The sequence below is a fragment of the Pannonibacter phragmitetus genome (assembly GCF_050510895.1).
GTDB classification, from domain to species: Bacteria; Pseudomonadota; Alphaproteobacteria; order Rhizobiales; family Stappiaceae; genus Pannonibacter; species Pannonibacter phragmitetus_B.
The window spans coordinates 946,252-959,369 of the sequence record NZ_JBNINT010000001.1 but is presented as its reverse complement, the minus strand read 5'-3'; the positions used below and the strand labels follow the sequence as shown (position 1 = coordinate 959,369).

General features: G+C 61.1%; 7 protein-coding genes and 3 pseudogenes. 7 read left to right on the top strand and 3 right to left on the bottom strand.

Features of this window, described 5'->3' with window-relative positions; genetic code table 11:
• Positions 1 to 145 precede the first annotated feature (145 nt).
• The 5 genes and pseudogenes from ACQB61_RS04490 to ACQB61_RS04470 all read left to right on the top strand — a co-directional run bounded on the left by ACQB61_RS04490 (position 146) and on the right by ACQB61_RS04470 (position 9,041).
• Positions 146 to 682: a TRAP transporter small permease gene (locus ACQB61_RS04490; protein ID WP_430511665.1), complete on the top strand. Its 537-nt coding sequence runs from the start codon at positions 146 to 148 to the stop codon at positions 680 to 682.
• 5 nt (positions 683 to 687) lie between these two features.
• Positions 688 to 1,989 carry a TRAP transporter large permease gene (locus ACQB61_RS04485; RefSeq protein ID WP_430511664.1) on the top strand — a complete coding sequence of 434 codons (1,302 nt, stop codon included), beginning with the start codon at positions 688 to 690 and terminating at the stop codon, positions 1,987 to 1,989.
• A 154-nt stretch (positions 1,990 to 2,143) separates the two neighbouring features.
• Positions 2,144 to 5,730 (top strand): annotated as a pseudogene (locus tag ACQB61_RS04480) (hydantoinase B/oxoprolinase family protein).
• Between the two features lie 159 nt (positions 5,731 to 5,889).
• Positions 5,890 to 6,917: pseudogene (locus ACQB61_RS04475) on the top strand (TIM44-like domain-containing protein).
• 564 nt (positions 6,918 to 7,481) lie between these two features.
• Positions 7,482 to 9,041, top strand: a complete 1,560-nt coding sequence (locus ACQB61_RS04470; RefSeq protein ID WP_430511663.1) for a methyl-accepting chemotaxis protein — start codon at positions 7,482 to 7,484, stop codon at positions 9,039 to 9,041.
• 18 nt (positions 9,042 to 9,059) lie between these two features.
• On the opposite strand, the gene ACQB61_RS04465 is transcribed toward ACQB61_RS04470, so the two are convergent.
• Complete coding sequence (locus ACQB61_RS04465; RefSeq protein WP_430511662.1) at positions 9,060 to 9,833, bottom strand: HugZ family protein; 774 nt, start codon at positions 9,831 to 9,833, stop codon at positions 9,060 to 9,062.
• 226 nt (positions 9,834 to 10,059) lie between these two features.
• On the opposite strand from ACQB61_RS04465, the gene ACQB61_RS04460 reads away from it, so the two are divergent.
• Together ACQB61_RS04460 and ACQB61_RS04455 are read left to right on the top strand one after the other, a co-directional pair.
• Positions 10,060 to 10,578, top strand: coding sequence for a BA14K family protein (locus tag ACQB61_RS04460; RefSeq protein WP_430511661.1), 519 nt, complete (start codon positions 10,060 to 10,062; stop codon positions 10,576 to 10,578).
• A gap of 161 nt (positions 10,579 to 10,739) precedes the next feature.
• A pseudogene (locus tag ACQB61_RS04455) lies at positions 10,740 to 11,377 on the top strand (LysE family translocator).
• A gap of 18 nt (positions 11,378 to 11,395) precedes the next feature.
• Here the strand turns inward: ACQB61_RS04455 and ACQB61_RS04450 are convergent.
• Positions 11,396 to 11,788: a DUF2336 domain-containing protein gene (locus tag ACQB61_RS04450; protein WP_430511660.1), complete on the bottom strand. Its 393-nt coding sequence runs from the start codon at positions 11,786 to 11,788 to the stop codon at positions 11,396 to 11,398.
• Positions 11,746 to 12,465 (bottom strand): DUF2336 domain-containing protein, encoded by a 720-nt coding sequence (locus ACQB61_RS04445; protein ID WP_430511659.1) that lies wholly within the window; start codon positions 12,463 to 12,465, stop codon positions 11,746 to 11,748. Before ACQB61_RS04445 ends, ACQB61_RS04450 begins: the two co-directional genes overlap by 43 nt.
• Positions 12,466 to 13,118: the final 653 nt, after the last annotated feature.

Below are 13,118 nucleotides of genomic sequence, written 5' to 3'. Positions count from 1 at the left end.
CGAAGTCTTGCGATTGGCAGGTTCCCGCACGCAAGGTTTCCGGCATGGTATCTGAAGGGGCAAATAGGCCGGTGCTGCGACGCGCTGGAACGCAGAATCCCTCCAAAAATGGAGGGGCAGGCACCATGGCGAAGAGGGGAACCTGATGCTTGAAAGATCCGGACACGTGCTGCTGCGCGTCCTTGATGGCCTATACCGGGCCGGTGCCGTGCTTGCGGCCGTCAGCCTGGTGATGATCCTCGTGATCATCGTTGCACAGATGGCGGCCCGCTGGCTGGGCATTACCTTCCCCGGTGCTGCCAATTATGCAGGCTACGCCATGGCCTCCGCTTCTTTTCTCGCCTTTGCCCATGCGTTGAAAAGCGGCACGCATATCCGTGTCGGACTGCTGTTGAACCTCTCCGGACGGCACGTGCGCTGGGTCGAAGCCTGGTGCCTTGCCATTGGCGCTTCCCTCGGCTGGTATCTGACCTGGTATGCGGTGAAGGCCGTCTACTGGTCCCGCAAGCTGCATGACATCAGTCAGGGGCAGGATCAGACGCCGCTCTGGATCCCACAGTCGGCCATGGCTGCAGGCGCAGCGCTCCTTGCCATCGCCCTCACCGAAAGCTTCTTCCGGGTGCTCGTCACCGGCCGTACCGGCATTGCATCCGGTACCGGTGAACAGTCTCACGCCGAGTAAGCCCCATGGAAACCATTGCACCGATTGCCATCTTTCTCTTCGTTCTGTTCTTGCTGCTGGGCACTGGTGTCTGGGTTGGCCTTGCCCTGCTGGGCGTCGCCTATGTCGGCATGGAACTCTTCACTTCGCGCCCGGCTGGCGACGCGATGATCACCGTGATCTGGGCCGCGTCCTCCTCCTGGACGCTGACGGCCCTGCCGCTGTTCATCTGGATGGGTGAGATCCTCTACCGCACCCGCCTGTCGCAGGACATGTTCCGCGGCCTTGCCCCCTGGATGGGCGGACTGCCCGGCGGGCTGATGCATACCAATGTGGCTGGCTGCACTGTCTTTGCTGCCGTTTCGGGCTCTTCGGCCGCGACACTGACGACCGTCGGCAAGATGACCATTCCGGAACTGCGCAAGCGCGGATATCCGGAAAAGACCATCATCGGCACGCTGGCAGGCTCGGCTACCCTCGGCCTGATGATCCCGCCGTCCCTTACGCTGATCGTCTATGGCGTGACGACGAATGAGTCGATCACCCGCCTGTTCATGGCCGGCGTCATTCCTGGCCTCGTGCTGGCGGCTCTCTTCATGGGCTACATTGCGGTCTATTCGAAGGTTTCGAAGGACTACAATCCCAAGCCCGAGCCTGTGATGTCCCTGGCTGAAAAGCTGAAGAACTCACGCTTCCTGCTGCCCGTCATGGCGCTGATCGTGGTGGTCATCGGCTCCATGTACGCAGGCCTTGCCACGGCAACGGAAGCCGCTGCCCTTGGCGTCATCGGTTCGCTGCTCCTGGCGCTTGCGCAGGGTTCGCTGACCTGGAAGTCCTTCGGCGAGAGCCTGATGGGCGCCACCCGCACCTCTGCCATGGTCGCGCTCATTCTGGCCGGCGCCGCATTCCTCTCCCTCTCAATGGGTTTCACCGGCCTGCCACGCGCACTGGCAGAATGGATTGGCGGCATGGAACTCTCCAAGTTCCAGCTGCTGCTGGCGCTTCTGGTGTTCTACATCGTCATCGGCTGCTTCCTCGATGGCATCTCCTCGGTGGTGCTGACCATGGCCGTGGTGGAACCGATGATCCGTCAGGCAGGCATCGACGTGCTGTGGTTCGGCATCTTTATCGTGGTGGTGGTCGAAATGGCACAGATCACGCCGCCGATCGGCTTCAACCTGTTTGTTTTACAGGGCATGACCAACCACCCGATGTCCTATATCGCCCGGGCCGCCCTGCCGATGTTCTGCATCATGGTGGTGATGGTGATGCTGCTGATCGTGTTCCCGGATCTGGCCACCTGGCTACCCATGAACATGGGGAACTAAGGGGAGCCTTCGGGCCGCGATGCGTCAGCGCCAAGGGACCGGAGCAAACGGACGTATGGCGGCCCGAACACAAAAATAATTTATCGACAAAATATCGACAAAAACATAACCTGAAGTCCAGCCATGGAAGAACCGTACCCAGAGGGATGAAAAAATGAACGGTCAGTGGGATTTCTGGATTGATCGCGGCGGCACCTTCACCGACATCGTCGGACGTACGCCCGATGGGACAATCCGCGCGCATAAGGTGCTCTCAGAAAACCCGGAAGCCTACCGCGATGCCGCCGTGCAGGGCATCCGTGAGCTGATGGGCCTTGATGCTGGGGACGCGATCCCCTCCGGCGCCATCGCCACGGTGAAGATGGGCACGACGGTCGCCACCAACGCCCTGCTGGAGCGCAAGGGCGAGCGCACGGCCCTGATCACCACCAAGGGCTTCCGCGACGCGCTGGCCATTGGCTATCAGGCCCGCCCGGACATTTTCGCCAAGGAGATCATCAAGCCGGAACTGCTCTACGAGAGCGTCCACGAGGTGAGCGAACGCCTGCGCGCCGATGGCACGCTGGAGACGCCGCTGGACGAGGCGGAAGCCCGCGCGGCGCTGAAAGCAGCCTGGAACGATGGCATCCGCTCCGTCGCCATCGTCTTTATGCACGCCTATGCCTATCCGGACCACGAGAAGCGCGTTGCTGCCATCGCCCGTGAGATGGGCTTCCCGCAGATCTCCGTCAGCCACGAGGTCTCCCCGCTGATGAAGCTGGTGGGGCGCGGCGATACGACGGTGGTGGACGCCTATCTCTCCCCGATCCTGCGCCGCTACGTGCAGCAGGTGCAGGAAGAGCTGGGCGAAGGTCCGCGCCTAATGTTCATGCAGTCCTCCGGCGGCCTGACAGCGGCAGACCTCTTCCAAGGCAAGGATGCAATCCTCTCCGGCCCGGCGGGCGGTGTCGTCGGCGCGGTCGAGACATCCCGGCTTGCGGGCTTTGAGAAGGTCATCGGCTTCGACATGGGCGGCACGTCTACGGATGTCTGCCATTTCGATGGCACTTATGAGCGCGCCTTCGAGACGGAAGTGGCCGGTGTGCGCATGCGCGCGCCGATGATGATGATCCACACGGTGGCCGCTGGTGGCGGCTCGATCCTGCACTATAAGGACGGACGCTTCCAAGTGGGCCCGGACTCGGCTGGCGCAAACCCCGGTCCGAAGTGCTACCGGCGCGGCGGCCCGCTGGCCGTAACCGACGCCAACGTTATGACCGGCAAGCTGATCCCGGATTTCTTCCCGAAGATCTTCGGCCCCAACCGGGACGAGGCGCTGGATGCAGAGGCCGTGAAGACGGCCTTTGCGGAACTGGCGGACAAGATCGGCGGCGGACGCAAGCCGGAAGAAGTGGCCGATGGCTTCCTGCGCATTGCCGTCGAGAACATGGCCAATGCCATCAAGAAGATCTCCGTGCAGCGCGGCTATGATGTGACCGGCTATGCCCTCACCTGCTTTGGCGGCGCGGGCGGCCAGTCCGGCTGCATGGTGGCAGACAGCCTCGGCATGGAGACGGTGATCCTGCATCCCTTCTCCGGCATTCTCTCGGCTTACGGCATGGGTCTTGCCGACATCCGCGCCAGCCGCCAGCAGGCGGTGATCAAGCGGCTGGAAGACGCGCTGATGCCCGCGCTCGACACCTTGCGCACCGAGCTTGCCGCCCAGACCGAAGCCGAACTGAAGGCGCAAGGCGTCACAGGCGATGACTGCGAGACGCTGACCCGCGCCCATCTGCGCTATGAGGGCACCGACACCCCCTGCCCGTCTTGCTGGCGAGCCCGGCAGAGATGATGGCAGCCTTCGAGGATGCGCACCGCAAGCAGTTCGGTTTTGCCTACGAAAACAAGCCTGTGGTGGTGGAAGCCCTCGAAGTTGAAAGCTCCGGCGGTGGCGCCGGCATCATCGAGGCGGATCATCCGCTGACTGAAGGCACGCCGGAACCTGCCCGCACCACCCGTTTCTACGCGTCCGGCCAGTGGCATGACGCGGACGTATACCTGCGTGCGGGCCTCAAACCCGGCATGAAGGTGCCCGGCCCTGCCCTCGTGATCGAGCCGCATGCCACAATCGTCGTGGAACCGGGCTGGCAGGCAGAAATAAACGTCAAGGACCACGTGATCCTGCGCCGTGTCGTGCCGCTGGAACGCTCTGCCGCCATCGGCACCCATGCAGATCCGGTGATGCTGGAGGTGTTCAACAACCTCTTCATGTCCATCGCCGAACAGATGGGCCTGACGCTGCAGAACACCGCCTATTCGGTGAACATCAAGGAGCGGCTGGACTTCTCCTGCGCCGTGTTTGACCGCAACGGCGCCCTGGTGGCCAATGCACCGCACATGCCGGTGCATCTGGGTTCCATGGACCGGTCCGTCGAAACGGTGATCAAGCTCAACGAAGGCAAGATCCGCCCCGGCGATGTCTTCGCTCTCAACGCCCCCTATAACGGCGGTACCCACCTGCCGGATATCACCGTGGTCTCACCGGTGTTTGACGATGCAGGTAAGGAGATCCTGTTCTGGTCCGCCAGCCGCGGCCACCATGCGGATGTGGGCGGTTCGGCCCCCGGCTCCATGACCCCGCTTGCAACCACGGTGGACGAAGAAGGCGTGCTCATCGACAACTTCAAGCTTGTTGATCAGGGCCGGTTCCGCGAGGCGGAGCTGATCGAGCTGCTGACCAGCCATCCTTATCCGGTGCGCAATGTTCACCAGAACGTCGCCGACCTGAAGGCGCAGATCGCTGCCAACGAGAAGGGCATTCAGGAACTGCGCAAGATGGTCACCCACTTCGGCCTCGATGTGGTGCAGGCCTACATGGGCCATGTGCAGGACAATGCCGAGGAAAGCGTCCGCCGGGTGATCTCTGCGCTGAAGGACAGCGCCTGCGACTACCCGACAGACCAAGGCTCGGTGATCAAGGTGAAGATCACCGTCGACAAGGACAAGCGCGAGGCAACCGTTGACTTCACCGGCACCAGCCCGGTCGCAGCCAACAACTTCAACGCGCCGGAGCCAGTGACCCGCGCAGCCGTGCTCTACTGCTTCCGCGTGATGGTGGATGGGCACATCCCGATGAATGCAGGCTGCCTCAGGCCCATCCGCATCATCCTGCCGGATGGCTGCATGCTGAAGCCGGAATATCCGGCAGCCGTTGTGGCAGGCAACGTAGAGACCTCACAGCACGTCACCAACGCGCTGTTTGCGGCACTGGGGGCAATGGCCAACAGTCAGGGTTCCATGAACAACCTGACCTTCGGCAACAACACCTACCAGTACTACGAGACCATCTGCTCCGGCTCTCCCGCTGGTCCCGGTTTCAATGGAACGGACGGGGTGCATGTGCACATGACCAACTCCCGCCTCACCGATCCGGAAGTGCTGGAATTCCGCTTCCCCGTGCTGCTGGAGGACTTCCACATCCGCAAGGGGTCGGGCGGCAAGGGCAAATGGTCTGCGGGCGGCGGCACGCTCCGCACGCTGCGCTTCCTGGAGAAGATGGATCTCGCCATTCTCGGCTCCCACCGTACCATTGCCCCGAAGGGCATGGAAGGCGGCGAGAACGGACAGCTTGGCCGCACGGAAGTGCGCCGTCTCGGCGGGCGGATCGAAGTGCTGAAGGGCTGTGATCAGACCGTCCTGGAGCCCGGCGAAGCGGTGACCATGATCACTCCGACAGCGGGTGGCTGGGGCCGCCTGGACTGAAGCTCCGGCATGAGACGGACGAAGGGCGAAGCTGCGGCTCCGCCCTTTTTCATGCGGAAAAACACGTAACCAGCCATTGTATCACTCTGGTAACGCAGAAGGTTCGACCCCATATCAGACTGGTTATGCCCGTTATGGGCCCTATTGGAGGAAACCTTGATGCCTGCTGCCGCCCGCCGGATGCGCAAGACGACAGCCGCCCTTGTCCTTGGAATCGCGACCCTTTTTGCCGCAGTTGAGTTTGCCGAAGCCCGCCGGGCCGGAAGCAGCGGCTTCGGCAGCCGTGGCAGCCGCACCTATTCCGCTCCCGCTCCGACCAACACAGCCCCCGGCACTGCCGCCCCGATGCAGCGCACCATGACGCCGCAGCCCGCACAGGGCCAGCAGGCAGCACCGGGTGCAGCCGCACGGCAGCAGCAGGCAGCCCAGCCTTCGCGCGGACTTTTCGGCGGCATGGGCGGCGCGCTGCTCGGCGGCCTGCTCATGGGCGGCCTCTTCGGCATGCTGTTTGGTGGTGGTCTCGGCGGCTTTGCCGGATTCCTCGGCCTGATCCTGCAGGTCGCCCTGATCGCCGGTATCGCAATGCTCGTGATGCGTTTCCTGGCCGCGCGGCGTCAGCAGCCGGCAGCGGCGGGTGGCGCTCGCCCTGACTTCCGCACTGGCATGGGCGGAACTGGCATGGGCGGAAATGCAGGGCGCTCGTTCGGCTTTGGCGGCACAGGCGGCGGCAACGCAAACCAGTCTGCTGCGGCACCAGCCTCGGCGCCAGTCATGGATACACCTCTGGAACTGGAAGCTGCCGATTTCGACCGCTTCGAGCAGATGCTGACCGAAGTCCAGGAAGCCTATGGCCGCGAGGACTACGCTGCCCTGCGCCGTCTGGCGACGCCGGAGGCCATGTCCTTCCTCGCGGAAGAACTGGGCGAACTCGCCTCCTCCGGCAAGCGCAACAGCGTTTCGGACGTCAAGCTGCTGCAGGGTGATCTTTCCGAGGCTTGGAGCGAAGGCAGCGACGACTACGCGACGGTCGCCATGCGCTTCTCGGCCCTGGACGCCATCCTCGACCGCAACTCCGGCAGCGTCCTGTCGGGCAGTCTGGAAGAGCCGCAGGAAAGTACCGAGTTGTGGACCTTCCGCCGCCAGAATGGGGAGAATGGCTACTCGCCGCCATTCAGGGCACCGAGTAACGCTCGCCATCAGATCCAACCATCGCGAAAGCCGCCCCACACAGGGCGGCTTTTGTTTTGCTCCGGCCAGCGGGCAGCGCAAACTGCTTCCTTACGGTAAATTTTTCACGAAACATGAAGCAGAAATAGATACCGAACCTCCGCATAATTGATTACCCAGCGATACTTTTGACAATGCAATTCCACCCATATCGAAAATTATTTCAGCAATACACCTCACTCCGCTAAGTTCATTTTATATGTTTATTAATTCGGACATCAAACTATCGGCTTTGCACGAGAAACTACCCAAGCGACCGGAACACAACCGGGCCTTGGCCAAAAAATAGACACTTCTCATTTCGAATACAGGGCTACGTAGATGGATTCTTCGCGCTCACTGGTCAGCCGTTTCCATTCGATCGCTGCAAAGATCCTAGGCCTCGTCGGCTTTCTTAGCGCGATGATGCTGGTTATCGCTGTTGCAGGGCTTCTCCAGATGCAAAAATCGGAGGAGAGCTGACGGAGATCGCCGATGAGACCATTCCGCTGACAGCCAACGTTACGAATGTCACCCTGCACCAGATGGAACAGGCCCTTATGCTGGAGCGCCTGCTCAGGGCCGGAGATCTGAAAGCCAGTGAAGCGACCGGCACTGTCGGCGGCCTTTCAGAAAGCCTGTCAATACTTGCAGACAAGGTGCAGAAGGAAGTTCTTCACGCAGAAAGCATTGCACAGCAAGGAATCAAGCTCGCGACCACGCCAGACCATAAGGCCAAGTACGAAACCGTACTGGCCCAGTTGAAGCGCATTGAGGCCGAGCATCAGACCTATGACGAACATATCCGTGAAGTCATTGCACTCATCAACTCCGGAGACATTTCCGGAGCTTCTATGACCGCAGAAAAGCTGGAACGTGAGCAGCAGGAACTGAACCGGGAGCTGACAACGCTTACCGAAGACCTTAACGCGTTCACCGAGGAAGCCGCGTTGCAGGCGAAGGAGCACGAAGCTCACGGATTGACGGTCATGACGGTTGTCTCGCTGATCGCCATAGTGGCAGGTGTCTGCATAGCCCTTGTCATTGCCATCTTCGGCATCAGCCGCCCGCTGCGTTGCGTCGTGCACGCTCTCAATCGTCTGGCACAGGATGACACCACGGTTCAGATCAACGTGCGCAGCCGCGACGAGATCGGAGAGCTCGCCATTGCGTTTGAATCCTTCCGTGAAAAGACCATCGAGATCAAACGCCTGCAGGCCCAGGCAAAGGAAGAGGAAGAACGCATCGAGCAAGAAAAACGCGACGCGACACTTCGCCTTGCTGACAGTCTCGAATCCACGGTCAAGGGCGTCTCCGACAGCATTGCAACTGCCGTGAAGGAGCTGGAAGCAACGGCGCAAATGATGGCACGGAACGCCAATGACACCTCCTCCACGGCGAACACCGTAGCGGCCGCGGCGGAACAGTCGAGCCGCGGCGTGCAGACCGTCGCATCTGCCGCCGAAGAGCTTTCAGCTTCCATTGGCGAGATCAGCCGTCAGGTCACTGCCGCTCTCACTGCCGCAGGTGTCACCACCGACAATGCCCGCAGCTCAAGCCAGACAGTGGGAACTCTGGCTGCCTCTGCCCGCAAGATTGACGACGTGGTGAAGCTGATCAACGACATCGCATCACAGACCAACCTTCTCGCTCTGAACGCCACTATCGAGGCCGCCCGGGCCGGTGAAGCAGGCAAAGGCTTTGCCGTCGTGGCCGGAGAGGTCAAGGCACTTGCCAACCAGACTGGGCAAGCAACCGAGGACATCAGCCGGCAGGTCGGCGAAATGCAATCCGGCGCCTCTCTCACCTCCTCTGCCATTGAGGCTGTGGTTGCTGCCATCAGCCAGATCAATGGCCAGATTTCGGCAATCGCTTCGGCCATCGAAGAACAGAATGCAGTGACATCCGAGATCGCACGCAATGTCCATGAAGTTGCGCAGGGAAGCGACGAAATTACCCGCAGCATTTCGACTGTTCGCGAAAGCGCCATGGACTCAAGCTCCGGTGCACGCCAGGTGCTGTCCACGGTAGGTGTGCTGTCGGAACAGTCGGGCGCCCTGCAGGCCGAACTCGACACATTCTTGCGGAATATCCGGGCGGCCTGAGTGCCACCCGGTCAGCTCTCAGGCCGGTGCTTTCGCTCTCGCTGCCCTGGCAAGCTCCACCAGCTTTTCGCGCAGGGCCTTGGGCTCAGTGAGCGGTGTTTCAAACCAAAGCCGGCAGGCCAGATCACCGGCAGCAAGATCGAGCCCCTCGGGATCAAGGGCCGTCAGGCGCCAGTTCGCTTTGGGCTGGCCGCACAGAACCTGCGCGTAAAGGGCAAGCGCATCTGCGTGGTCTTCATTCATGTGGGCAACGGCACCAGCCTCCCATCCGGACAGCGGCTCACAGACTTCGGCAGGCAGCACGAGATCTGCCGCACTCAGCGCATAGGCCTTGCCGAAGCCGCCGTTGAGGCTGGCGCGCACCACCTCCAGCCGGAAGAAGCTCATATCCGGAAAGTCCACGTAAAGCTCAGCCTTGGGATGGCGGGCAAGATGACGGCGGCGGGCCTCATCATGGTCAGGCGAGCCGCGCTCAATTTCCTGTGCGACAGCCATCACCGTCATGCGCGGATGAGCCAACGGATCGCCCTTGCCGGGCTCGCCCACAAGCAGCGAGCAGCGGCCATCTGCCAGCATGGCCTGCTTGTGAGCCGCGAGCTTTGAGGCCAGTACGATCGGCGTTCCATCCATGGCGGCAACGGGTGTCACCCGTGAGACAAGCGGATGGCCTGTCTCCACTTCCAGAACACCGAGGGCAGCATGACGCGCAAGGCGCAGCAGCGAGCGGGCCTGACGGCGCACCTCGCAATCCACCTCTTGAAGAAGAGCTTTTTCCTTTCCGGCTTCAGTCACCAGAGTTCTCCGAACAGCAATCTCCCTCGCCGCCATTCTATCCGGGCGGAGGCCAAAAGACAGCCCCGCCTGGCCGGCAAAGGCCCTGCCGTGGCAGTTGCCAACATGAACGGCAGATGAACGGGCATCTCAGAGTGCATTCAGTACCCCCATGGCAAATTGGCACCATCGGAACACAGAGGAACGGGCCGCACGGATTAGCCCCCTCACGCGAAGGAGACGGAAGATGAACACCCTGACCAAGCGCATTTTGACTGCCGCCCTTTCGGCCAGTCTGCTGGCGCCGCTGGCAACCGGCGCGCAAGCGGGCGGCTGGGGTGAGCGGCATGGCGGCTGGGGCCATGGCCGCGGCTTCGAGCGCGGTTACGACCGGGGCTACGACAGTGGCTGGGAAGACCGGAACCGGATCGAACGTCGCCGGGACCGTCACGAAGAGCGCCGCGGCAAGCGGGACAACTCCGATGCCGCCATTGCTGCCGGTGTCATCGGCCTCGCCGCCGGTGCCATTCTGCTGGGCACCATGAGCGGCGGCGCCAGCGCCTCCACGCCTCCCCCGGCCTACTACCCGCCGGCTCCGGCTCCTATTCCGGCTCCCGGTCCGGTCTATGGCGCCCCAGACACCTCTCCCGGCTATCTGCCCTGGAGCCCGGCTTGGTACGAGTACTGCAGCTCGCGTTACCGCAGCTTCAACTCGCGCACAGGCACCTTCACGACCTATGGCGGCGAACAGCGCTTTTGCCAGTAACGCCGACCGTCTGCCCACTTTCCTGAGGGAGCCCGCACTGCGGGCTTCCTTTTCTGTCTGCCTGTCAGCTCCAACTCCAGAATCCAGCTTGCAAAATGTTCTGCGTCATGGCTCGCTTTACCTGTTGGCAAAGAACCGGGCTTTTTCGCGAGGATTGTGGAATGACACTGGAACTCTACATCGCCTATGTGGCGGCCACTCTCGTTGTGCTCGCCATTCCTGGGCCGACCATCCTGCTGGTAATCAGCTATGCGCTGTCACATGGCCGCAAATCGGCCGGGGCCTGTGTATTGGGCGTAGCTCTGGGGATGCAACTGCAGCCACAGCCTCGCTGCTTGGCCTCGGCGCAGTTCTTGCCGCCTCTGCCACCGCCTTCACGGCACTGAAATGGGCTGGCGCACTCTATTTGCTGTGGCTTGGCATCAAGATGTGGCGGCAGCCGCCATTCGTTCCCGCTGCGGATCAGGTAGAGGCCTCCGCCCCGGCCATTGAGCCCCGCAAGATCTTCTGGAACACCTATGTGGTGACAAGCCTCAATCCGAAGGGCATCGCCTTCTTCATTGCCTTCCTGCCGCACTTCATCGCCCCTGCCGCTCCTGTGGCGCCGCAGCTGATGCTGATGGGAGTGACCTTCGTTGTGCTGGGAGCCTTGAATGCAGGCGTCTATGCAGTGGCCGCCTCCGCCCTCAGAAGGCAGATCCGCAAACCTTCCCTCATGAAGGCGCTTAACAGGCTCGGCGGCTCCCTGCTGATTGGCGCAGCTGCCATGACGGCCGCCCTGCGCCGGGCTGCTGCCTGACCTGAAGCCGCGCCCTCTTCAGGAGGCTTTCTTCGCGCGCTCCCGGATCACGGTGAGCGCGCGCATTGCCTCTGCCCTCTGCATACGGCCATAGCGCAGAAACGCTTCGTTGATATCCTGCCCGTTCATCTTCAACCGCTGGGCCCGCAGCTTGACGATGTTCTTGTAGGCATTGTCCGTCACACCATTGGCGCGGCACAGAATGATCAACGGCGCATCATCGGCACTGAAGAAAACCCGGGCAACCATAGCGGTGGGCAGCTCGCTCACCTCTGCCAGCAGATGGGCAAGGTCTACCGGACGGTCCGTCTTGGAAAACTGGTTCACGGCATCATCAATCGGACGCCGCCGGGCTTTGACGTCATCAATCAGCATCTTCGCACGCGACTGCGCACTGCCCAGATCACGCACCTGAGCCTGCACTTCCTGTGCGGCACGCTCCGCCAGGATCTGCACCAGCGTCCCGTCTCCCCCAGATCCAGGATACGCTTCTTCAGCTCTTCGGAGAGATAGGGAACAAGATTGCGCGCGCCCTCAGCTGGTAGATCCTCGCGGCCGATCAGCGCTTCCTGGATCATCGGATGATGGCGAGCCTTTTCCAGCAGCATATCAAAGGCGTTAGCCGTGAACCGGGCCTGCTCGTTGCTGGCGACGGTCGCCAGGACTTCGGTGTTTCCCCGGTTCACGATGACAGTTGTCACCGCCTCGCTCAGCGGCCGCCGGTCTGCGATGACGCCCAGATGATCCATGCTGCCAGTTTCGGCAATGGAGACAAGATCACCGGTGGTCAAAACGGGCGAGCCGGCAAGAATGGGGGCTGCCACATTGATCTGATCCGCAGCAAGCGACATGATCAGGTCTCGCGGTGCAGCATCCGCCTCGCTGATACGCACAGCAAGTGCCATGCGAGCTTCTTCCTCCAGCTTGCCAATCACCTTGAGCACGATATCGCCGAAGAGCAAGCTGATGTGATCGACCTGATCGGGGGCGGCAGTCATAAACATGTCAGTTACCGCATCGACGAGCGCACGCCGGCCTGCCGGGGTGTTGTCCCTTGCAAGTTCAGCCAGCCTGCCGAGATTTTGCATTTTTGTCCGCCCAAATCATGCTCAGATCGAGATTCTACAGTTTGTAGAAACTGTTACTTTTTTATTAAGTCGATGATAATTCTTACAAATAGATTTTCAACCTCAAATATTTATCTTGCCGCACCTGCATTTCGATAAATCTGCACTGCGCTAACTACAAACACAGCACAAGCGCTACCTGCGGAACCATGCAACCTAAATGTAAGAAGGAGGCTTCAGCATCCAGCCCTTGTCAGACAAGGACTGACATTCACACAAAAAATCAAAGCCTTACTCCTTTGAAGTAGAAAGTTTACGCAACGGCTTTTGCAGTGCAGCACATTTTCTGCTTTGCGCAGGCGCCAGCCTTGCCTACATTGATGAACGTGCAGGAAAGGACATCGGGAGGCAAAACAATGTCGATTGTCCGCAATCTTGACGTGATAGCAGTCTGTGCAGCTTTCGTCTTTCTCGGCGCCATCGTGATTGGTGCGCTGTAGGAAACTTGGAGGACTGCAGATCTGATGCTGGCTGGGTGGAAATAGGCATCAGATAAAAATCTGGCAGGCCGGAAAACCGGTAGCCGCGCAGGAATTGCGCAGCCAGACATACCAGGGATCCAGTTGGAGCGCCCGCAGGATGATCGTCCGGCGGGCGTTTTATTTCAGATCGCG

Bases quoted from the DNA above. Each gene is read 5' to 3' on its own strand.
- ACQB61_RS04470 (WP_430511663.1), top strand. From the start codon at position 7,482: ATGGAACAGGCCCTTATGCTGGAGCGCCTGCTCAGGGCCGGAGATCTG.
- ACQB61_RS04485 (WP_430511664.1), top strand. From the start codon at position 688: ATGGAAACCATTGCACCGATTGCCATCTTTCTCTTCGTTCTGTTCTTG.
- ACQB61_RS04445 (WP_430511659.1), bottom strand. From the start codon at position 12,465: ATGCAAAATCTCGGCAGGCTGGCTGAACTTGCAAGGGACAACACCCCG.
- ACQB61_RS04460 (WP_430511661.1), top strand. From the start codon at position 10,060: ATGAACACCCTGACCAAGCGCATTTTGACTGCCGCCCTTTCGGCCAGT.
- ACQB61_RS04490 (WP_430511665.1), top strand. From the start codon at position 146: ATGCTTGAAAGATCCGGACACGTGCTGCTGCGCGTCCTTGATGGCCTA.